Source organism: Dickeya fangzhongdai, assembly GCF_002812485.1.
In the GTDB taxonomy this organism is placed as follows: Bacteria; Pseudomonadota; Gammaproteobacteria; order Enterobacterales; family Enterobacteriaceae; genus Dickeya; species Dickeya fangzhongdai.
This window is the reverse complement of the sequence record NZ_CP025003.1, coordinates 287078-308142: the sequence shown is the minus strand read 5'-3', so window position 1 is coordinate 308142 and position 21065 is coordinate 287078. Positions and strand designations below refer to the sequence as shown.

The window sequence follows — 21065 nt, the reverse complement described above, 5'->3', positions numbered from 1 at the left end:
TTGGCTGGCATGCCGTAAAATCCCCTGTTTTGTGTCACCTATACACTGATTCCTGCCGGATTAAGGGGAAATCATGGATAAACGCTTTCTCCAGGCCCACCGCGAAGCCCGCTGGTCACTGATACTGACGCTGGCTTATCTAGTAGCCTGGGTGCTCTTTGCCTATCTGCCCGACAACCGTCCCGGCCTGACTGGCCTGCCGCACTGGTTCGAACTGGCCTGTCTGGCGTTGCCGTTGCTGTTTATCGGCCTGTGTTGGCTGATGGTGCGCGTGGTGTTCCGCGATGTTTCACTGGAGGATCACGATGCAAAGTGATGTCATCCTGCCGCTGATTGCTTATCTGCTGCTGGTGTTCGGCCTGTCGATATATGCCTGGCGGCGTCGCCAGCAGGGCAACTTTCTCACCGAATACTTTATCGGCAACCGCTCGATGGGCGGCTTCGTACTGGCGATGACGCTGATCGGTACCTATGTCAGCGCCAGTTCGTTCATCGGCGGCCCTGGCGCGGCTTACAAATACGGGCTGGGCTGGGTACTGCTGTCGATGATTCAGGTGCCGACCATGCTGTTGTCGCTAAGCATCCTCGGCAAGAAGTTCGCGATTCTGGCGCGCCGTTACAACGCCATCACCCTCAATGACATGCTATACGCCCGCTACGGCAGCCGTTTGCTGGTCTGGTTCGCCAGCCTGAGCCTGCTGGTGGCGTTTATCGGCGCGATGGCGGTACAGTTTATCGGCGGCGCCCGGCTGCTGGAGACGGTAGCGCACGTGCCTTATAACATCGGGCTGCTGATTTTCGGCATTACCATCGCGCTCTACACCGCGTTCGGCGGCTTTCGCGCCAGCGTGCTGAACGACGCGTTGCAGGGGATTGTGATGCTGATCGGCACCCTGCTGTTGCTGGCAGGCGTGATCTACGCAGCGGGCGGTTTGCCGGCCGCCGTCGGCAAACTGGCGCAGATCAACCCGGCGCTGGTCGATCCGCACGGCAGCAACCAGATCCTGTCCGCGCCGTTCATGGCGTCGTTCTGGGTGCTGGTGTGTTTCGGCGTCATCGGCCTGCCCAACACCGCCGTGCGCTGCATTTCCTACCGCGACAGCAAGGCGCTGCACCGCGGCATCCTGATCGGCACCCTCGTCATCAGCGTACTGATGCTGGGTATGCATCTGGCCGGCGCGCTGGGACGCGCTATCCTGCCCAACCTGACGATTCCCGATCAGGTGCTGCCGGAGCTAATGCTGACCGTGCTGCCGCCGCTGGCCGCCGGGATCTTTCTGGCTGCGCCGACCGCCGCCATCATGTCGAACATTAACGCCCATTTGCTGCAGGCTTCCGCGACGATCGTGAAAGATCTTTACCTGAGCGTCTATCCTCAGAAGATCAGCAACGAGCGTTATATCCGCCATCTGTCCAGTTTCACCACCTTGCTGCTCGGCCTGCTGGTATTGCTGGCGTCATGGCGGCCGCCGGAAATGATCATCTGGCTGAACCTGCTGGCGTTCGGCGGACTGGAAGCGGTGTTCCTGTGGCCGCTGGTGCTGGGCCTGTACTGGGAACGCGCCAACGCCTCCGGCGCGCTGTGTTCAATGTTCAGCGGCGCAGCCAGCTACACCCTGCTCGCCAGCTTCAACATCCAGCTGGCCGGTTTTCATCCGATCGTGCCATCGCTGCTGTTAAGCCTGGTGGCGTTTATTCTGGGTAACCGCTTTGGGCGCCAGCCCGCGCCTGCGGTTGCCGCATCTTCATCACTTTGAGGTCAGAGGCTGCTATGCCGTGGATTCAACTGAAAATCAATACGTCCGGCGCACACGCGGAACAACTGGGCGACGCGCTGTCTGAAAGCGGCGCCGTCTCGGTCACGTTTCAGGACACCCATGACACGCCGGTGTTCGAACCGCTGCCGGGTGAAACCCGTTTATGGGGCGATACCGACGTCATCGGTCTGTACGACGCCGAAACCGACATGGCCGAGGTCGTCGCCATGCTGGAGCAGGAACCGCTGCTTGGCGCCGGTTTTCGGCACAAAATCGAACAGTTGGAAGACAAGGACTGGGAGCGGGAATGGATGGAAAACTTCCACCCGATGCAGTTCGGCAAGCGGCTGTGGATTTGCCCGAGCTGGCGCGACGTGCCGGACCCGAACGCGGTCAACGTGATGCTGGACCCCGGCCTGGCGTTTGGCACCGGCACCCATCCCACCACCTCGCTATGTCTGCAATGGCTCGACGGGTTGGATCTGGACGGCAAGACCATCATCGATTTCGGCTGCGGTTCCGGCATTCTGGCGATTGCCGCGCTGAAACTCGGCGCCGCCCACGCCATCGGTATCGATATCGATCCGCAGGCGATTCAGGCCAGCCGCGACAACGCACAGCGTAACGGCGTGTCCGAGCGTCTGGAGCTGTATCTGCCGAAGGATCAGCCAAAAGACCTGTCCGCCGACGTGGTGGTCGCCAACATTCTGGCCGGCCCGCTGCGTGAACTGGCGCCGCTGATCGGCGTACTGCCCAAGAGCGGCGGCCACCTCGGCCTGTCCGGAATTCTGGCTTCGCAAGCGCAAAGCGTGGCGGAAGCCTATGAAGACCGATTCCAGCTCGACCCAGTGGCGGAAAAAGAAGAGTGGTGCCGCATTACCGGCGTTCGTAAACCGGTCTGACCTGTTGCGATTGCCTGCCGGAACATCGCGGTTCCGGCAGGCGTCTCCTGTGGACATTTCGCTGGACAAATGTACTGCCGCTGCCATCAATCACTGTTTCTATGCGGTGAAACAGCATATTCAGGCAGATGTTTTATTTCCCCAGCCTGTTTACAAAATCAGCGACATGAAAATAACATTCTGTAAATAAAGGAAAAATAAAAACAGCGTGGAAGCAATGCGGCATTTCCTTGATCTGTTCCGCTCAATTGCTCAAAGTTTGGCCTTTCCTATCGCGTAAAAAATGCGTAATATACGCGCCCTTGCAGGCACAGTATGGTCACTCTTTGTCTATGCGCATTGGACAATTTCAGCTTCCCAATCGTTTGATTGCCGCCCCGATGGCGGGCGTAAGCGATCGCCCGTTCCGGGCACTCTGTCACGCGATGGGCGCTGGAATGACGGTCTCCGAAATGCTTTCTTCCAATCCGGAAGTGTGGCTTTCGGACAAGTCGCGACTGCGCATGGTACACAGCGATGAGCCCGGTATCCGGGCGGTGCAGATCGCCGGCGGCGATCCGGACGAGATGGCGACGGCCGCCAGAATCAATGCGGAGAACGGCGCGCAGGTAATCGACATCAACATGGGATGCCCGGCCAAGAAGGTCAACCGCAAGATGGCCGGATCGGCGTTGTTGCAGTATCCGGAACTGGTCAAACAGATCCTGACTGCGGTAGTGAAAGCGGTAGACGTACCGGTAACACTGAAAATCCGCACCGGCTGGGCGCCAGAGCACCGTAACTGTGCAGAGATTGCCAAATTGGCTGAAGACTGTGGTATTCAGGCGCTAACCGTTCATGGACGCACGCGCGCGTGTCTGTTCAATGGCGAAGCGGAATACGACAGTATTCGGACAGTTAAGCAGAGCGTCTCCATTCCCATCATTGCGAATGGCGACATTACTGACCCGCGCAAAGCCAGAGCGGTTCTTGATTACACCGGGGCAGACGCCCTGATGATAGGACGAGCCGCTCAGGGAAGACCCTGGATCTTTCGGGAAATCCAGCATTATCTGGACACAGGGGAGCTGCTGCCCCCGCTGCCACTGGCAGAGGTCAAGCGCTTGTTGATCGGGCATATACGGGAATTGCACGACTTTTATGGTCCAGGCAAGGGATTTCGTATAGCGCGTAAGCACGTGTCCTGGTATCTCCAGGAGCACGCCCCAAACGACCAGTTTAGGCGCACATTCAACGCCATAGAGGACGCCAGCGAACAGCTGGAGGCGTTGAAGGCATATTTTGAAAATCTTGCGTAAACAGAAAAAGAGCTGACAGAACTATGTTCGAACAACGCGTGAATTCTGACGTACTGACCGTTTCCACTGTAAACTCTCAGGCTCAGGTAACCCAAAAACCCCTGCGCGACTCGGTTAAACAGGCACTGAAGAACTATTTCGCTCAACTGAATGGTCAGGACGTGAATGACCTGTATGAGCTGGTACTGGCTGAAGTAGAACAGCCGCTGTTGGACATGGTGATGCAGTACACCCGCGGCAACCAGACCCGCGCTGCTCTGATGATGGGTATCAACCGCGGCACGCTGCGTAAGAAACTGAAAAAATACGGCATGAACTGATAACCATCAGTCATCCACTGAATACAAAAGGCGCGATACCGGATAGGAATCGCGCCTTTTTACTTATTACCGTGTCACAGTTTCACCATCTCACCTTCGCGTTTTCCGCTTAATCAGACTGTCCTGAACCAGCGTGCCGGAAGCTTATGCCAGCGATGCCATATCGATGACAAACCGGTATTTCACGTCGCTTTTCAACATACGTTCATAGGCCGCGTTGATGTTCTGAATATCGATCATTTCCACGTCGGACGTGATGCCATGCTCGCCGCAGAAGTCGAGCATTTCCTGCGTCTCGGCAATCCCGCCAATGCAGGAACCCGCCACCGAGCGCCGCCCCAGAATCATCGAAACGGTACTGAGCATCGGGTTGATATCGCCCAGCAGGCCCACAAACACCAGGGTGCCGTCTACCGTCAACGTCGGCATGTAAGGGTTGATATCATGTTCGTAGGGTACGGTATCGATAATCAGCTCAAACTGCCCTTTGACGGTTTCCATCTGCGATGCCGAAGTAGAAAGCACAACACGATCGGCGCCTAAACGCCGGGCGTCGGCCTCTTTGCCGGGAGAACGAGTGAATAGCGTCACTTCCGCGCCGAGAGCGTGAGCCAGTTTGATCGCCATATGACCCAGACCGCCCAATCCAACCACCGCCACTTTGCTGCCTTTACCTACGTTCCAGTGACGCAGCGGCGACCAGGTGGTAATCCCGGCGCACAGCAGCGGCGCCGCCGATTTCAGGTCCATCGATGCGGGAATCCGCAGCACAAAATCCTGCGAGGCGACGATTTGCTGAGAATAGCCGCCATAGGTCGGCTGGTGATCATGACGGTCGACCCCGTTATAGGTCTGCACGTTTCCTTCATCGCAGTATTGTTCCAGGCCCTGCTTACAGGGCTGGCATTCACGACACGAATCCACCATGCAGCCGATGCCCACCAGATCGTCAGGTTTGAATTTGGTGACGCCGGCGCCAACGGCGGTCACACGCCCGATGATTTCATGGCCGGGAACCAGCGGGTAGTGGCTAAAGCCCCAGTCATTGCGCGCCTGATGCAGATCGGAGTGGCAAACGCCGCAATAGAGCACCTCCACCACCACATCATCAGGGCGCGGCGTACGGCGGGTGAAGTGAAACGGCGCTAACGGCGCGGTTGACGACTGCGCAGCATAACCCAGTACTTTCATGGTCATAGTTGACTCCTTGCCTTATTCAAAGCGTGATTACAATTCCTGCCGGGTCGGACGGAACAGAATTTCGTTAATATCCACGTCTTCAGGCTGGCGGATGGCGAAGGCCACGACCCGGGCGAACGACTCTGCAGAAATAGCATAGTCGTCATAGAACGACTTGACGCCCGCTGCCATGTCAGGATCGGTAATACTTTGCACCAGTTCGCTTTCCACCGCGCCGGGCGAGATAACGGTGGTGCGAATATTGTAGGGTTTGACCTCCTGACGCAGCCCTTCCGAAATCACCCGGACCGCGGTCTTGGTGGCCGCATAAACCGCGCTGCCGGGGCGGACTTTGTGTCCGGCCACCGAAGAAGTATTAATGATGTGCCCGCTCTGTTGCTGCTTCATATAAGGAAGCGCGGCGGCGATGCCGTACAGCACGCCTTTCAGATTGACATCGATCATGGCGTCCCAGTCCTCAATCCGGCGCCGTTCCAGCAGGGAATGCGGCATTAACCCGGCGTTGTTGACCATCACGTCGATGCGGCCGTACAGTGCAACGGCACGGTCGACCAGCGCCTGAACCTGCTCCGGACGGGTCACATCGGTGCCGACTACCGCAGCCTCCGGCAGCCCCAGCGAGCGGGCAAGCGCCTGTAACCGATCTAACCGGCGTGCGCCCAATACCAACCGGGCGCCCTGCGCGGCCAGATGGCGAGCCAGCGCTTCGCCAAGCCCGCTGCTGGCTCCGGCAATCACCACCACCTTATTACCTTGGTTCTCAGTCAAAATATCTGCCTTCTCGTGATCCCCCAGGTTATTTCGGGTATTGCTCATCACTGACGTGCTCCATCCATTCCACCACGCTGCCGTCAAGCGACTCGGCAATCGCAATGTGCGTCATCGCCGTTTCCGCCGCCGCGCCGTGCCAGTGCTTGACCCCTTCGGGGATCCATACGATATCTCCCGGATTGATTGCCTGAACCGCCTGTCCCCATTCCTGAACCCAGCCCTGCCCGTGAGTGACAATCAACGTTTGCCCCAGCGGATGGGAGTGCCAGGCGGTGCGTGCGCCGGGCTCAAACGTCACGGTCGCACCGCCCACGCGGGCGGGTTCAGTCGCCTGAAACGGCGCGTCAATGCGCACCTGACCGGTAAACCATGCTTCCGGGCCTTGCCGGGAAGGCTGTGAGCCATTACGAATAATCTTCATTTTTTCCTCTACTCCCGGCCAGATTGCCGGCGTTAACATCAACAGGGCGACGGGGGGCATGGCATCAAGGCTGTGCGCCATACGTCGCTATCAGTATGGTTGGCGCCAGCCAATATCGACGTCGCGCCCGACAAGGCGTTGCCGTCGTCAACCACGCCGTTCTCGTCTGAAACGCCGCTTTCGCCTTAAACGCCACGTCCGCCCAAGCTCAATCGCTGATGAAAACGTATCGCGCCTGATAACCGGCGACTAGACAGGGAAATCCGCATGGAGCTATGAGTTAAATTCATATATTTATTCAGTATAGTGTCAGGCGACGACACGCGCGCTGCGCCACAGGAGGCAAATCAATTGATTAAAGAAAACTTCAGCGATCTCATTTCGTTTCGCATGGTCGCGCAGGAAAAGAGCTTCACCCGCGCCGCAGCGAAGCTGGGCATATCCCAGTCGGCGCTAAGCCATGCCATGCGCAGCCTGGAAGAACGGTTAGGCATCCGCCTGCTGACGCGTACCACGCGCAGCGTGTCATTGACCGAAGCCGGCGAGCGCCTGCTCGGGAATATTTCGCCATCGCTCAGTGAACTCGAATACGCGCTGGAAGATCTGGGAGAAATGCGCGACAAACCGGCGGGCAATATCCGTTTGACGGCCGGCGAACATGCGGTGAATTTTGTCCTCTGGCCGGTATTGAAACCGTTCCTCAGCCAGTACCCGGATATCCATCTGGAAATTACCGTCGACAACGCGCTGACGGACATCGTTAACGAGCGTTTTGACGCCGGAGTCCGGCTGGGCGAGCAGGTCGCCAAAGACATGGTGGCTGTTCGCATCGGCCCGGATATGCGCATGGCGGTAGTCGGTTCGCCGGCGTATTTCGCCCGTCACACCGTGCCCGAAACCCCACAGTCGCTACAGCAACACAGTTGCATCAACATGCGTCTTCCAACATTAGGGGGATTGTTCGCCTGGGAGTTTTCCAGAGACGGGCGCGAAATCCGCGTCCGGGTCGACGGCCAGCTGACATTCAACAACCTGCAGCACCGTATCGACGCCGCGCTGTCCGGTTTGGGGCTGGCTTACGTTCCGGAAGACACCATTCGGCAAGCGGTCGCAGAAGGGCGTCTTATTCAGGTACTGGAGTCATGGTGCGAACCGTTTCCCGGCTATTACCTGTACTATCCCAGCCGTAAGCAGCACACAGCCGCCTTTTCACTGTTTATCGACGCGCTGCGCTATCGCGGCTGATTACGGATGCGCGTGGCGCACGCGCCCTGCGGTAAAAGGCAATCGATAATGCATTACGCTCCCGGCGGGAAGTCGGTGGACACGGCCAAATCGACCTGCTGTTCAAAATCCTGCAGCCGTTTGCGCAGTACGTCGATCGTGCCTTGCAACGCCTGAGAACCCAGCACCATGCGCAACGGCGCCGGTTGTTGATCAACGCTTTCGATAATGCGCGCCGCCATTCTGACCGGATCGCCCGGCGCCAGCCCATTCGCAGGATCAAGCATACGCAAAAAAGCATGGGCGGGCGTCGCGTCATAAACCGGCGTCAATGTGGCGACCTGCGCGCTGCCGTAGCGGAATTCGGTGCGGGCGCCGCCGGGTTCAACCAGCGTCATGCCAATGCCAAAGGGCGCGACTTCCTGCGCGACCGACTCGACAAAGCCTTCAATCCCCCATTTGGTGGCGTGATAGAGAGAATTGCCGGGGAAGGCCACCTGCCCGCCATAGGACGAGATCTGGATAATGCGCCCTCCGCCCTGCTGGCGCATGATGGGAATCACGCTGCGGATAAATTGAATGGACCCCAGCAGATTGGTGGCGATCATCTGCTCGATCTGACGATCGGAAAGTTCCTCCGCCGCGCCAAACAGCCCATAACCGGCGTTGCTGATCGCCACGTCGATACGGCCGAACTGTTTGAATGTCCGCTCGACCACACCGGTTATCGCTGCGGTATCCGTGACATCCAGTATTTCCGGGCGGAACGTCTGCGGCCATTGATCTATAAGGGGCTGCGCGCTGGCCGGATGTCTTACCGTGCCCACCACGCGGTCGCCCTTTGCCAACAGTTGCTGCGTCAGTTCACGACCAAAGCCGGTGCTGACCCCGGTAATCAGCCAGATTCGCTGTGACATCATCTCTTCTCCATCATTGTCTTGATGGTCGATAATTTAAGCAGCCGCCGGGGTGAAGACTATAGATAGAAAATGCTTGTACTTATGAATAGGAATCATGAGTTCACAGGCAGACTCCGCTGCCGCGCCTTTCTTCCTGCGCCGAGAGGCACATTAAGACGAGGCGGATGATCCGAAAACGAGGCGGATAACCCGCCCCGTTCACAACGGTGCAATCTCCTCACTGTCGCCACCCCATGCCGGACGAATTCAGGAGATATCCAGCTCGACCCACACGGCAGCATGATCCGACGCCGCGGTATCCCAGGAGGTGACGGTCGGGAACGGCTTCACCGGTTCCGCGCCTTCTTTGGCGGTGATCTTGTCAATGTTATAGATACCGCGCCGTTCAATGCCGCAGGTGACCTTCGCCTGATGCAACGGCGTGGAAATGAAAATATAGTCCAGTTGGTTCAGCCGTTCCCCGGCCTTACCGCCAGAAAAGTAATAGGTATAACGCGCCGTTTCCGGCAGGGAAGGATCGATCGCCGGGTGCAAATCCGGCACGGAAAACAGCGGCGCCAGGCTATGCCAGGGATTGGCGACATCCTCGTTCAGGTCGCCCATCACCACCACATACTCCTGCTGCAGATTGTACCCCCGGACAATGTCGGCAACCCGCTCCGCCTGCGCGCGCCGCCGTTTGGCCGCGCGTTCGCGTTCGTCATCGTTACGGCCGTTCTGGCTTTTGAAGTGATTACACAGCACATGCACCGGCCTCGACAGGCCGACATCTATCGTCACCTCCAGACAATCGCGGCTGAACAGCGGGATAAACGACTCGCCGGCGTCAAAAATATGGGTACGCAACTGGATAATACGATGACGCGTCAGGCAGGCGACATCGATGCCGCGCGGATCGTTCGGGCTGTCGATCAAGACATACTGAGCGAACGCCTGATCCGCCAGAATTTGCCGGTTGAAATCACGCAACACCGCCATGTTTTCCACTTCCGCCGCACACAGGATATCGGCATTCAGCGCCTTGATGACCAGCCCGGTATTTTTTCGCTGTTGATCGCCGAACGCTTCGGCGCGAAAAATCAGCTCGCCCAGCCAGTCGCCTCGCCCCTGGCAACTCTTGTTAATCCGGAATCCGGTCTTGCCCGCCTCGCTTTTCCAACTGCCGAGCGAGCCGCCGTCGACGCGAAGGTCAATGTAGGGTTGGAGATTGCTGGTCAGGGTAAAGATTCGGTCTTTCAGGGCATCGTCATACTTATCGGCATCCAGCAGCGTTTGCAACTGGCGTACTTTCTCCAGTAACTCACTGCTTTGCTGCGGGTCGGGCAGGTTGAGAATAGCGGTGCGGTGAAACAGGTTTTCAACGTTATAGCTGGCAAGTCTGAGCTTCATAACTCCTCCTCAGGCAACAGACTACGGCGGGAAAGTACAAGTCTGGCAACCGATTGTTACCACCGTATATCACGCCTTCCCGCGATGCTAACCCGCGGCCCTCAGTGGTAAAAAACACCGGCGCTCACTATATTCATAGCAGATATAAGCCATGTCTTTATGTACTTGGCAAACATCATGACATCACGTAAATTCGCAGCATTTCTGACTTACAACGGCAATAGCCATACCTGGCAGGAACTATGATGAAAAAATCTCGCTTAGCATTACTTACCGGCGCTTTACTGGTTACCAGCGCGCTGGCACAGGCTCAGGACGATCTCAGCGCCATCAAGGCCGCGGGTGTGATTAAATTCGGTACCGAAGGCACGTACGCGCCTTACACCTACCATGATGCCTCCGGCAAACTGGTAGGTTTCGATGTGGATGTCGGCCGTGCCGTGGCGGAAAAACTGGGCGTAAAAGCGGAGTTCGTCGAAGGCCGCTGGGACGGGCTGATTGCCGGCGTGGACGCCAAACGCTACGACGCCGTTATTAACCAGGTGGGCGTAACCAAAGAGCGTCAGGCGAAATACGATTTCTCCAAGCCGTATATCGACGCCAAATCGGTGCTGATCGTACGTGGCGATAACACCAGCATCAAATCGTTCAACGATCTGAAAGGCCACAAATCCGCCCAGAGCCTGACCAGCAACTACTCCAAGCTGGCGACCAGCTACGGTGCGGAAATCGTGCCGACCGACGGCTTCAACCAGTCGCTGGAACTGGTGCTGAGCGGTCGCGCCGAAGCCACCCTGAACGATAACCTGTCGTTCCTGGACTTCAAAAAACACAAGCCGGACGCCAATGTGAAAGTGGTTGCCACCGCTGAAAGCGGCGACCCGTCCGCCATTCTGGTACGTAAAAACCAGCCGCAACTGGTGGATGCGCTGAACAACGCGCTGGATCAAATCAAAGCGGACGGCACCTATAAGACGATTTCTGTGCGATACTTTGGACAAGACGTTTCCAAATAATGCATTGATATCGGAGTTATTTTAGATGCCATCATGGCTACAACTCATGGCAGACTCCTTCTGGAGTCTGCTTTCCGCTGGGCTGACATTTACCGTTCCTCTCGCGATTCTTTCCTTTATCCTCGGTTTGATGATCGGTGTGCTGGTCGCCTTGCTGCGCCTGTACGGCCCGAAATCGCTCAAGCGAATTTGCGACTTTTATGTGTGGGTGATTCGCGGTACGCCGCTGCTGGTCCAGCTGTTCCTGATTTTTTATGGCTTGCCCAACGCCGGCATCACGCTGGATGCATTCCCGGCGGCCCTGATCGGCTTCAGCCTTAACGTCGGCGCTTACAGCTCGGAAATCGTGCGCGGCGCCATTCTGTCCGTACCGCGGGGGCAGTGGAACGCCGCCTATTCGCTCGGCATGAGCGGCGCACAGGCCATCCGCTGGGTGATCGTGCCGCAGTCGGTATTCGTATCGCTGCCGCCGCTGGCGAATACCTTTATTTCGCTGGTCAAGGACACGTCGCTGGCCGCCGTAATCACGGTGCCGGAAATGTTTCTGGCGGCGCAGCGTATCGTGTCGGTGACCTACGAGCCGCTGATTCTCTATGTCGAAGCCGCATTAATCTACCTGCTGTTCAGCACCGTGCTGAGCAAACTGCAGACCTGGCTGGAAAAATACTACCAGCGCCACATCGTGCATTGATAACCGGCAGGCAGGCCGTCTGGCCTGCCTTTCCCCTCTCTCACAATCAGACTGACCACCTCGACATTACCTCCGATTTACCGTAGCCTTCTGTTTTACCAGCCGGAGAATGTCATGAAACAGACTGTCAGAATCGCGCTGATAGGTGACTACAACCCTGCCGTCACCGCCCATCAGGCCATCCCGCCCGCTCTCGACCTCGCCGCCCGCCAGCTTAATCTCAACCTTCAGTACCAATGGATAGACAGCGAACAGTTGTCGCCCGCGGCTCAGCTCGACGCCTTCGACGCCGTCTGGTGCGTACCCGCCAGCCCGTACCGCCACGACGACAATATCCTGCAGGCCATTCGGTTTGCCCGCGAAACACAGCTCCCTTTTCTGGGCACCTGCGGAGGCTGCCAGTACGCCCTGCTGGAATACGCCCGTCATGTGTTGGGCTGGCATGACGCCAACAATGCGGAAGTCACTCAGGAAGGCCGGGCGGTGATTGCTCCATTACAATGCGAGATGGTGGAAAAACAGGGCGATATTCGTCTGTCGCCCGACTCACGCATCGGCCGCGCTTACGGCCGCGACGCGATCACCGAAGGCTATCGCTGCCGCTACGGCATCAACGAAGCGTTTCGGGATGCGTTCACCGCCGCCGGCGTCCGGGTGTCTGGCGTGGATGACAACGGCGATATTCGCGCGGTCGAACTCACCGATCACCCGTTCTTTGTCGGCACCCTGTTTCAGCCGGAACGCGCTGCACTAAAACAGATAGCGCCGCCGCTGGCAGTTGCCCTCCTTGAGGCAGCCTCAACGTATTAATTCCCGGTTTTTACGTAAGTTGCACCAAAATGGATCGAGCACAGCCTGCTTCCTCCATTTTGGTGCATCCTATGCCTTTCCTTTATCCCCCCATACCTCTGATTTATCACGGCGTACCACTGATACGATTTAGTTTCTTGCCCGTAGCACGATGATTACAAGCTGGCATTGTTTTTGCTTTCTGATAACGACGGCTCCCGAATCCGGGGCACAACGCCGACAGACAGAGCAGGTGCAGCCATGACTGCGCCAAAACACAACAGCACATTACTATTACATTAGGCACATACGATGATTATGAAGAAAGTGATTATGTCCACGCTGGTCGCCAGCGCTTCACTGTTTGCCTTCATCAACCAGGCACACGCAGGCGCAACTCTGGATGCGATTCAAAAGAAAGGGTTCGTGCAGTGCGGTATCAGTGATGGACTTCCTGGTTTCTCGTATGCCGATGCCAACGGCAAATACTCCGGTATCGACGTTGACGTCTGCCGCGGTGTCGCTGCGGCCATTTTTGGCGATGCCAATAAAGTCAAATTCACCCCGCTGACCGCCAAAGAGCGCTTCACCGCCCTGCAGTCCGGCGAAGTGGATTTGCTGTCCCGCAATACCACCTGGACTTCCTCCCGTGACGGCGGCATGGGCCTGCTGTTCACCGGCGTAACCTACTACGACGGTATCGGCTTCCTGACCCATAACAAAGCCGGACTGAAAAGCGCTAAAGAGCTGGACGGCGCAACCGTTTGTATCCAGGCCGGCACCGACACCGAGCTGAACGTGGCCGACTACTTCAAAACCCACAACATGAAATACACCCCGGTGACCTTCGACCGCTCTGACGAAAGCGCCAAAGCGCTGGATTCCGGCCGCTGCGATACGCTGGCTTCCGACCAGTCTCAGCTGTACGCCCTGCGCATCAAACTGGGCAAACCGGCCGACTTCGTAGTACTGCCGGAAGTGATCTCCAAAGAACCGCTGGGACCGGTAGTACGCCGCGGTGACGAAGACTGGTACGCGATTGTCCGCTGGACGCTGTTCGCCATGCTGAATGCCGAAGAGATGGGCATTACCTCTCAGAACGTCGACCAGATGGCCGCCAAACCGACCACCCCGGACATGTCGCACCTGCTGGGCAAAGAAGGCAACTACGGCAAAGACCTGAAACTGCCGGCCGACTGGGCCTACAAAATCGTCAAACAAGTGGGCAACTACGGCGAAGTGTTTGAGCGCAACGTGGGTCAGGGCAGTGAGCTGAAAATCAAACGTGGCCTGAACGAACTGTGGAACAAAGGCGGCATCCAGTACGCCCCTGCCGTTCGCTGATTCCTGATGTAAAACCGGGCACGTGCTGCGAACCAGCCGTGCCCTTGCTTTATCTGTCACTGAGGCTCCAACATGCTGCAACGCCCAACCGTGAAAGGTGATTTATCACTGACTAATCCAGCGGTGCGCGCCTGGTTGTATCAAATCCTGGCGGTCGTCATCGTCGTGGTTACCGTCGGTTATCTGCTGCACAACACGGTAACCAATCTGGCGCAGCGCGGGATTACGTCAGGTTTTGCCTTTCTGAACAATAGCGCCGGCTTTGGTATTGTTCAGCACCTGATTGACTATGAACAAGGCGATACTTATGCCCGCGTCTTTGTCGTCGGTCTGCTGAATACGCTGCTGGTCTCGGCTATTTGTATTGTCTGCGCCTCGCTGCTGGGGTTTATCGTCGGCCTGGCTCGTCTGTCCGACAACTGGCTGTTGCGTAAACTGTCCACTATCTATATCGAGACATTCCGCAATATTCCGCCGCTGCTGCAGATTTTCTTCTGGTATTTCGCGGTACTGCGCAACCTGCCGGGCCCGCGTCAGGCGGTCAACGCGCTCGATACCTTTTTCCTGAGCAACCGCGGATTGTATATTCCGGCCGCCGAATTTGGCCCGGGGGCGCTTCCTTCGATACTGGCGCTGATCATTACGCTGGTCGTCGCCGCCATGATTTTCCGCCGCAATAAGCGCTACCATGCCCTTACCGGTCAGCAACGCAGGTCCTGGCCGATTCCGCTGGCGATGCTCGTAGTGTTGCTGGGCTTATCGCATCTGATTTTCGGCCGGGCGCTGCATTGGGATTTCCCGGTACTGAAAGGATTCAACTTCAGCGGCGGGCTGGTGCTGATTCCTGAACTGGCGGCGCTGGCGCTGGCATTGTCGGTGTATACATCCTCCTTTATCGCCGAGATCATCCGCTCCGGGATCCAGTCCGTCTCTTATGGGCAACACGAAGCGGCGTTGTCGCTGGGCCTTCCCAAACCGGTCACCCTGCGTAAGGTTATTCTGCCGCAGGCGCTGCGCGTGATTATTCCGCCATTGACCAGCCAATATCTGAACGTGGTGAAAAACTCGTCGTTGGCTGCCGCCATCGGTTATCCGGACATGGTGTCGCTGTTCGCCGGCACCGTGCTGAACCAGACCGGCCAGGCCATCGAAACCATCGCCATCACCATGTCGGTCTACCTGATTATCAGCCTGCTGATCTCGTTACTGATGAACATCTATAACCGGAAAATCGCCTTAATTGAGCGTTAAAGGAATAGGATGACCATGATTACACACACACCATCCAACCCGACGCCCATTAACCGCGCCATCGTCTGGGCGCGACGGAACCTGTTCTCCAGCATCACCAACAGTGTGTTGACGCTGGCCTGTCTGTGGCTGCTCTGGACTCTGATCCCGCCGCTGCTGAACTGGGCCATTCTCAAGGCCAACTGGATCGGATCCACCCGCGCGGATTGCACCAGTGACGGCGCCTGTTGGGTGTTTATCCATGCCCGTTTCGAGCAGTTCATGTACGGGCTTTACCCACGGGAAGAGCTCTGGCGCATCAATTTCGCACTGGTACTGGCGCTGATCAGCATCCTGCCGATGTTCTGGCGCAACCTGCCGCGCCGCGGTCGTTACATCGCCATCTGGTGCGTGGTCTATCCGCTAATCGCCTGGTGGTTGCTGTTCGGTGGTTTTGGCGGCCTGACTCGGGTGGAAACCCGCCAGTGGGGCGGCCTGACGTTGACCATCATCATCGCGGCTATCGGCATTGCCGGCGCCTTGCCGCTGGGAATCCTGCTGGCATTGGGACGTCGCTCCAACATGCCGGTACTGCGGGCGCTCTGCGTCATCTTTATCGAGTTCTGGCGCGGCGTACCGCTGATTACCGTACTGTTCATGTCCTCCGTCATGCTGCCGCTGTTTCTGACGGAAGGCACCAACATCGACAAACTGCTGCGCGCGCTGGTCGGGGTGATTCTGTTTCAGTCCGCCTATGTGGCGGAAGTGGTCCGCGGCGGTCTGCAGGCGCTGCCCAAAGGGCAATATGAAGCGGCCCAATCTCTGGCGCTCGGCTACTGGCGTATGCAGGGGTTGGTGATTCTGCCTCAGGCGCTGAAGATGGTGATACCCGGTCTGGTCAACACCATCATCGCGCTGTTCAAAGACACCAGCCTGGTGATCATCATCGGCCTGTTCGACCTGTTCAGCAGCATTCAGCAAGCGACCGTTGATCCGGCCTGGCTGGGAATGTCCACGGAAGGCTACGTATTTGCCGCCATCCTCTATTGGATCTTCTGTTTCAGCATGTCGCGTTATAGCCAGCACTTAGAAAAACGTTTTGATACCGGACGCAAGTCTCATTGAGGTTACCCATGAACCAGGACACGTTAACACCATCTTCCGACTACATGATCACGCTGGAAAACGTGAATAAGTGGTATGGGCAGTTCCACGTACTGAAAAATATCAACCTGCAGGTCAAACAAGGGGAACGTATTGTTCTGTGCGGACCGTCAGGCTCCGGTAAATCAACGACCATCCGCTGTATCAACCATCTGGAAGAACATCAGCAGGGACGTATCGTGGTAGACGGCATCGAACTTAACCACGATAGCCGCAACATTGAGAAAATCAGAACAGAAGTGGGCATGGTGTTCCAGCATTTCAACCTGTTCCCGCATCTGACGGTTCTGCAAAACTGTACGCTGGCGCCGAGCTGGGTTCGCAATATGCCGAAAAAAGAAGCGGAAGAGCTGGCGATGCACTATCTGGAACGAGTGCGCATCGCCGCGCATGCCCATAAATACCCCGGGCAGCTTTCCGGCGGCCAGCAACAGCGTGTCGCGATTGCCCGCTCACTGTGCATGAAGCCGAAAATCATGCTGTTTGACGAACCGACATCGGCGCTGGATCCGGAGATGGTGAAAGAAGTACTGGATACCATGCTGGGTCTGGCGGAAGACGGCATGACCATGTTGTGCGTGACCCATGAAATGGGCTTCGCCCGTACTGTAGCCAACCGGGTGATCTTTATGGATCAGGGTGAGATCGTCGAACAGGCGCCGCCGGATATCTTCTTCAGCAGCCCGCGCTCAGAACGTACACAAACGTTCCTGGCTCAGATACTGCATTAATCACACCCAACATCTCTCAGGCCCGCTCACCGTAGCGGGCTTTTTCATGCCCTGAATACCACACATTGGAATCAACAGGCAGAAGCGAACCGATCGATAAAATCCTGCTTTACCGTCACGAGTCTGGGCGTGATATCGCCACGCTGATCGATGCCGACAGGCTGGCCGTGGCCAGCGACTCCGCCTTAACGCTTGCCCTGCCCTGTCTGGATCTCAACCAGCCGGTACAGATCGCCGCGTTTATCCGTGACTGGCTGCGAAGGCGAACCGGGACAACCGGAGACTGAGCGCGTATTGAGGGATGTTTTATCTGCCGGCAGGCACAAAAAGGGACAGGGTACACCGAGGAAGCATCGCGTAACGCCGGGAGACCGGGCCGCCGGCCATCTCCGCCCTGGCACTCGGTTCTGCCACCGCACCCCCAAAGCAAAAAACCCCCGGCATAACCGGGGGTTTCTTATGTGATGCCTGGCAGTTCCCTACTCTCGCATGGGGAGACCCCACACTACCATCGGCGCTACGGCGTTTCACTTCTGAGTTCGGCATGGGGTCAGGTGGGACCACCGCGCTCTCGCCGCCAGGCAAATTCTTTTCATTCCAACCGTTATGCCCACACTCATGCGCCGCACAACCATCAGAATCCATCCGTCGAACAAGCCAAATTCTTTCTCGTCTCTCTCACCAAAACACCTTCGGTGTTGTAAGGTTAAGCCTCTCGGGTCATTAGTACTGGTTAGCTCAACGTATCGCTACGCTTACACACCCAGCCTATCAACGTCCTCGTCTCGAACGTCCCTTCAGGGGCCTCAAGGGCCCAGGGAAGACTCATCTCGGGGCAAGTTTCCCGCTTAGATGCTTTCAGCGGTTATCTCTTCCGCACTTAGCTACCGGGCAATGCAATTGGCATCACAACCCGAACACCAGTGGTGCGTTCACTCCGGTCCTCTCGTACTAGGAGCAACCCCCCTCAATCTTCCAGCGCCCACGGCAGATAGGGACCGAACTGTCTCACGACGTTCTAAACCCAGCTCGCGTACCACTTTAAATGGCGAACAGCCATACCCTTGGGACCTACTTCAGCCCCAGGATGTGATGAGCCGACATCGAGGTGCCAAACACCGCCGTCGATATGAACTCTTGGGCGGTATCAGCCTGTTATCCCCGGAGTACCTTTTATCCGTTGAGCGATGGCCCTTCCATTCAGAACCACCGGATCACTAAGACCTGCTTTCGCACCTGCTCGAGCCGTCACTCTCGCAGTCAAGCTAGCTTATGCCTTTGCACTAACCTCCTGATGTCCGACCAGGATTAGCTAACCTTCGTGCTCCTCCGTTACTCTTTGGGAGGAGACCGCCCCAGTCAAACTACCCACCAGACACTGTCCGCAACCCGGTTCACGGGTCCACGTTAGAACATCAAACATTAAAGGGTGGTATTTCAAGGTTGGCTCCATGCAGACTGGCGTCCACACTTCAAAGCCTCCCACCTATCCTACACATCAAGGCTCAAGGTTCAGTGTCAAGCTATAGTAAAGGTTCACGGGGTCTTTCCGTCTTGCCGCGGGTACACTGCATCTTCACAGCGAGTTCAATTTCACTGAGTCTCGGGTGGAGACAGCCTGGCCATCATTACGCCATTCGTGCAGGTCGGAACTTACCCGACAAGGAATTTCGCTACCTTAGGACCGTTATAGTTACGGCCGCCGTTTACCGGGGCTTCGATCAAGAGCTTCTCCTTACGGATAACCCCATCAATTAACCTTCCGGCACCGGGCAGGCGTCACACCGTATACGTCCACTTTCGTGTTTGCACAGTGCTGTGTTTTTATTAAACAGTTGCAGCCAGCTGGTATCTGCGACTGGGCTCAGCTCCGTCCGCAAGGGACTTCACCATGCCCAGCGTGCCTTCTCCCGAAGTTACGGCACCATTTTGCCTAGTTCCTTCACCCGAGTTCTCTCAAGCGCCTGAGTATTCTCTACCTGACCACCTGTGTCGGTTTGGGGTACGATTCAATGTTACCTGATGCTTAGAGGCTTTTCCTGGAAGCAGGGCATCTGTCACTTCAGTACCGTAGTACCTCGTCATCACGCCTCAGTGTTGACAGCAGACCGGATTTACCTGGTCCACCCACCTGCACGCTTAAACCGGGACAACCGTCGCCCGGATGACATAGCCTTCTCCGTCCCCCCCTCGCAGTAACACCAAGTACAGGAATATTAACCTGTTTCCCATCGACTACGCTTTTCAGCCTCGCCTTAGGGGTCGACTCACCCTGCCCCGATTAACGTTGGACAGGAACCCTTGGTCTTCCGGCGTGCGGGTTTTTCACCCGCATTATCGTTACTTATGTCAGCATTCGCACTTCTGATACCTCCAGCAGACCTCACAGTCCACCTTCAACGGCTTACAGAACGCTCCCCTACCCAACAACGCCTAAGCGTCGCTGCCGCAGCTTCGGTGCATGGTTTTAGCCCCGTTACATCTTCCGCGCAGGCCGACTCGACCAGTGAGCTATTACGCTTTCTTTAAATGATGGCTGCTTCTAAGCCAACATCCTGGCTGTCTGGGCCTTCCCACATCGTTTCCCACTTAACCATGACTTTGGGACCTTAGCTGGCGGTCTGGGTTGTTTCCCTCTTCACGACGGACGTTAGCACCCGCCGTGTGTCTCCCGTGATAACATTCTCCGGTATTCGCAGTTTGCATCGGGTTGGTAAGCCGGGATGGCCCCCTAGCCGAAACAGTGCTCTACCCCCGGAGATGAATTCACGAGGCGCTACCTAAATAGCTTTCGGGGAGAACCAGCTATCTCCCGGTTTGATTGGCCTTTCACCCCCAGCCACAAGTCATCCGCTAATTTTTCAACATTAGTCGGTTCGGTCCTCCAGTTAGTGTTACCCAACCTTCAACCTGCCCATGGCTAGATCACCGGGTTTCGGGTCTATACCCTGCAACTTAACGCCCAGTTAAGACTCGGTTTCCCTGCGGCTCCCCTATGCGGTTAACCTTGCTACAGAATATAAGTCGCTGACCCATTATACAAAAGGTACGCAGTCACACCCAAAAGGTGCTCCCACTGCTTGTACGTACACGGTTTCAGGTTCTATTTCACTCCCCTCGCCGGGGTTCTTTTCGCCTTTCCCTCACGGTACTGGTTCACTATCGGTCAGTCAGGAGTATTTAGCCTTGGAGGATGGTCCCCCCATGTTCAGACAGGATACCACGTGTCCCGCCCTACTCATCGAACTCACGGCCTGTGCATCTTCGTGTACGGGACTTTCACCCTGTATCGTGCGACTTTCCAGACGCTTCCACTGACACACAAGCCGATTCAGGTTCTGGGCTCCTCCCCGTTCGCTCGCCGCTACTGGGGGAATCTCGGTTGATTTCTTTTCCTCGGGGTACTGAGATGTTTCAGTTCCCCCGGTTCGCCTCATTAACCTATGGATTCAGTTAATGATAGTGTGACGAATCACACTGGGTTTCCCCATTCGGGTATCGTCGGGTATAACGGTTCATATCACCTTGCCGACGCTTTTCGCAGATTAGCACGCCCTTCATCGCCTCTGACTGCCTAGGCATCCACCGTGTACGCTTAGTCGCTTAACCTCACAACCCGAAAGTGTCTCGGGATGCAAGTATTTTGAGAGACTCGAACAACATACGAATTCACACTCATATGCCGTCGTTTCAAATTTTCAGCTTGTTCCGGATTGTTAAAGAGCAGATAACATAAACCTGACTATCGCTAATCAGTTTTAGGTTAACGTCGACCGTGCCTTTCACCCACTGTCAGTCATATTGGCGTCCCCTAGGGGATTCGAACCCCTGTTACCGCCGTGAAAGGGCGGTGTCCTGGGCCTCTAGACGAAGGGGACATCACTTGTCAGCTTCGCAA

General features: G+C 56.7%; 19 protein-coding genes, 1 tRNA gene and 2 rRNA genes. 14 read left to right on the top strand and 8 right to left on the bottom strand.

The window, feature by feature from the left end:
* Window positions 1–73 precede the first annotated feature (73 nt).
* From CVE23_RS01435 to fis, 5 genes are all read left to right on the top strand, one after another.
* On the top strand, window positions 74–316 hold the full coding sequence (locus CVE23_RS01435) for a YhdT family protein (RefSeq protein WP_033570481.1): 243 nt from the start codon (window positions 74–76) through the stop codon (window positions 314–316).
* A complete protein-coding gene (panF, locus tag CVE23_RS01430; protein ID WP_049854037.1) occupies window positions 306–1757 on the top strand; it encodes a sodium/pantothenate symporter in 1452 nt (483 codons plus the stop codon). Before CVE23_RS01435 ends, panF begins: the two co-directional genes overlap by 11 nt.
* A gap of 14 nt (window positions 1758–1771) precedes the next feature.
* Complete coding sequence (gene prmA / locus CVE23_RS01425; RefSeq protein ID WP_038917538.1) at window positions 1772–2659, top strand: 50S ribosomal protein L11 methyltransferase; 888 nt, start codon at window positions 1772–1774, stop codon at window positions 2657–2659.
* A 332-nt stretch (window positions 2660–2991) separates the two neighbouring features.
* Entirely contained in the window at window positions 2992–3957 is a 966-nt protein-coding gene (gene dusB / locus CVE23_RS01420; RefSeq protein WP_100848718.1) for a tRNA dihydrouridine synthase DusB, read from the top strand.
* Between the two features lie 23 nt (window positions 3958–3980).
* Complete coding sequence (gene fis, locus CVE23_RS01415) at window positions 3981–4277, top strand: DNA-binding transcriptional regulator Fis (protein WP_012883002.1); 297 nt, start codon at window positions 3981–3983, stop codon at window positions 4275–4277.
* A gap of 144 nt (window positions 4278–4421) precedes the next feature.
* Here the strand turns inward: fis and CVE23_RS01410 are convergent, their stop codons facing one another.
* Genes CVE23_RS01410 through CVE23_RS01400 form a run of 3 tightly spaced genes read right to left on the bottom strand, consistent with a single transcriptional unit; the run spans window position 4422 to window position 6669 of the window.
* Entirely contained in the window at window positions 4422–5474 is a 1053-nt protein-coding gene (locus CVE23_RS01410; protein WP_049854038.1) for an NAD(P)-dependent alcohol dehydrogenase, read from the bottom strand.
* Window positions 5475–5504: 30 nt separating this feature from the next.
* Entirely contained in the window at window positions 5505–6245 is a 741-nt protein-coding gene (locus CVE23_RS01405; RefSeq protein ID WP_100850384.1) for an SDR family oxidoreductase, read from the bottom strand.
* Window positions 6246–6273: 28 nt separating this feature from the next.
* Window positions 6274–6669, bottom strand: coding sequence for a (R)-mandelonitrile lyase (locus CVE23_RS01400; RefSeq protein WP_038917535.1), 396 nt, complete (start codon window positions 6667–6669; stop codon window positions 6274–6276).
* Window positions 6670–7020: 351 nt separating this feature from the next.
* On the opposite strand from CVE23_RS01400, the gene CVE23_RS01395 reads away from it, so the two are divergent.
* Entirely contained in the window at window positions 7021–7914 is an 894-nt protein-coding gene (locus CVE23_RS01395; protein ID WP_100848717.1) for a LysR family transcriptional regulator, read from the top strand.
* Window positions 7915–7967: 53 nt separating this feature from the next.
* Here CVE23_RS01395 and CVE23_RS01390 read toward each other — a convergent pair whose 3' ends face one another.
* Window positions 7968–8813, bottom strand: coding sequence for an SDR family oxidoreductase (locus CVE23_RS01390; RefSeq protein WP_100848716.1), 846 nt, complete (start codon window positions 8811–8813; stop codon window positions 7968–7970).
* A 246-nt stretch (window positions 8814–9059) separates the two neighbouring features.
* Window positions 9060–10202 (bottom strand): endonuclease/exonuclease/phosphatase family protein, encoded by a 1143-nt coding sequence (locus tag CVE23_RS01385; protein WP_100848715.1) that lies wholly within the window; start codon window positions 10200–10202, stop codon window positions 9060–9062.
* A gap of 245 nt (window positions 10203–10447) precedes the next feature.
* Between CVE23_RS01385 and CVE23_RS01380 the strand changes: the two genes are divergently transcribed.
* The 8 genes from CVE23_RS01380 (at window position 10448) to CVE23_RS01345 (ending at window position 17454) form a co-directional block, all read left to right on the top strand.
* The gene (locus tag CVE23_RS01380; RefSeq protein ID WP_038917532.1) at window positions 10448–11218 is read left to right on the top strand and encodes an amino acid ABC transporter substrate-binding protein; all 771 of its coding nucleotides are present in this window, start codon (window positions 10448–10450) and stop codon (window positions 11216–11218) included.
* Between the two features lie 25 nt (window positions 11219–11243).
* Window positions 11244–11909, top strand: coding sequence for an amino acid ABC transporter permease (locus tag CVE23_RS01375; protein WP_038917530.1), 666 nt, complete (start codon window positions 11244–11246; stop codon window positions 11907–11909).
* A gap of 114 nt (window positions 11910–12023) precedes the next feature.
* Window positions 12024–12719, top strand: coding sequence for a CTP synthase C-terminal region-related (seleno)protein (locus CVE23_RS01370; protein ID WP_100848714.1), 696 nt, complete (start codon window positions 12024–12026; stop codon window positions 12717–12719).
* 297 nt (window positions 12720–13016) lie between these two features.
* Window positions 13017–14042: an amino acid ABC transporter substrate-binding protein gene (locus CVE23_RS01365; RefSeq protein ID WP_038669033.1), complete on the top strand. Its 1026-nt coding sequence runs from the start codon at window positions 13017–13019 to the stop codon at window positions 14040–14042.
* Between the two features lie 72 nt (window positions 14043–14114).
* Entirely contained in the window at window positions 14115–15293 is a 1179-nt protein-coding gene (locus tag CVE23_RS01360) for an amino acid ABC transporter permease (protein ID WP_038663268.1), read from the top strand.
* Between the two features lie 9 nt (window positions 15294–15302).
* Complete coding sequence (locus CVE23_RS01355; protein WP_038917525.1) at window positions 15303–16397, top strand: amino acid ABC transporter permease; 1095 nt, start codon at window positions 15303–15305, stop codon at window positions 16395–16397.
* 8 nt (window positions 16398–16405) lie between these two features.
* A complete protein-coding gene (locus tag CVE23_RS01350; protein ID WP_038663273.1) occupies window positions 16406–17167 on the top strand; it encodes an amino acid ABC transporter ATP-binding protein in 762 nt (253 codons plus the stop codon).
* Window positions 17168–17232: 65 nt separating this feature from the next.
* Window positions 17233–17454, top strand: a complete 222-nt coding sequence (locus CVE23_RS01345) for a P-loop NTPase family protein (RefSeq protein WP_225622630.1) — start codon at window positions 17233–17235, stop codon at window positions 17452–17454.
* A 179-nt stretch (window positions 17455–17633) separates the two neighbouring features.
* Here the strand turns inward: CVE23_RS01345 and rrf are convergent.
* From rrf to CVE23_RS01330, 3 genes are all read right to left on the bottom strand, one after another.
* Window positions 17634–17749: ribosomal RNA gene (gene rrf, locus CVE23_RS01340) — 5S ribosomal RNA — on the bottom strand.
* Between the two features lie 120 nt (window positions 17750–17869).
* Window positions 17870–20776, bottom strand: a 23S ribosomal RNA gene (locus tag CVE23_RS01335).
* A 193-nt stretch (window positions 20777–20969) separates the two neighbouring features.
* Window positions 20970–21045 (bottom strand) — tRNA-Glu (locus tag CVE23_RS01330).
* Between the last annotated feature and the right edge of the window lie 20 nt (window positions 21046–21065).

Coding starts and splice junctions, on each gene's coding strand:
- CVE23_RS01435 (WP_033570481.1), top strand. CDS start 74: ATGGATAAACGCTTTCTCCAGGCCCACCGCGAAGCCCGCTGGTCACTG.
- panF (WP_049854037.1), top strand. CDS start 306: ATGCAAAGTGATGTCATCCTGCCGCTGATTGCTTATCTGCTGCTGGTG.
- prmA (WP_038917538.1), top strand. CDS start 1,772: ATGCCGTGGATTCAACTGAAAATCAATACGTCCGGCGCACACGCGGAA.
- dusB (WP_100848718.1), top strand. CDS start 2,992: ATGCGCATTGGACAATTTCAGCTTCCCAATCGTTTGATTGCCGCCCCG.
- fis (WP_012883002.1), top strand. CDS start 3,981: ATGTTCGAACAACGCGTGAATTCTGACGTACTGACCGTTTCCACTGTA.
- CVE23_RS01410 (WP_049854038.1), bottom strand. CDS start 5,474: ATGACCATGAAAGTACTGGGTTATGCTGCGCAGTCGTCAACCGCGCCG.
- CVE23_RS01400 (WP_038917535.1), bottom strand. CDS start 6,669: ATGAAGATTATTCGTAATGGCTCACAGCCTTCCCGGCAAGGCCCGGAA.
- CVE23_RS01390 (WP_100848716.1), bottom strand. CDS start 8,813: ATGATGTCACAGCGAATCTGGCTGATTACCGGGGTCAGCACCGGCTTT.
- CVE23_RS01385 (WP_100848715.1), bottom strand. CDS start 10,202: ATGAAGCTCAGACTTGCCAGCTATAACGTTGAAAACCTGTTTCACCGC.
- CVE23_RS01380 (WP_038917532.1), top strand. CDS start 10,448: ATGAAAAAATCTCGCTTAGCATTACTTACCGGCGCTTTACTGGTTACC.
- CVE23_RS01375 (WP_038917530.1), top strand. CDS start 11,244: ATGCCATCATGGCTACAACTCATGGCAGACTCCTTCTGGAGTCTGCTT.
- CVE23_RS01370 (WP_100848714.1), top strand. CDS start 12,024: ATGAAACAGACTGTCAGAATCGCGCTGATAGGTGACTACAACCCTGCC.
- CVE23_RS01365 (WP_038669033.1), top strand. CDS start 13,017: ATGAAGAAAGTGATTATGTCCACGCTGGTCGCCAGCGCTTCACTGTTT.
- CVE23_RS01360 (WP_038663268.1), top strand. CDS start 14,115: ATGCTGCAACGCCCAACCGTGAAAGGTGATTTATCACTGACTAATCCA.
- CVE23_RS01355 (WP_038917525.1), top strand. CDS start 15,303: ATGACCATGATTACACACACACCATCCAACCCGACGCCCATTAACCGC.
- CVE23_RS01350 (WP_038663273.1), top strand. CDS start 16,406: ATGAACCAGGACACGTTAACACCATCTTCCGACTACATGATCACGCTG.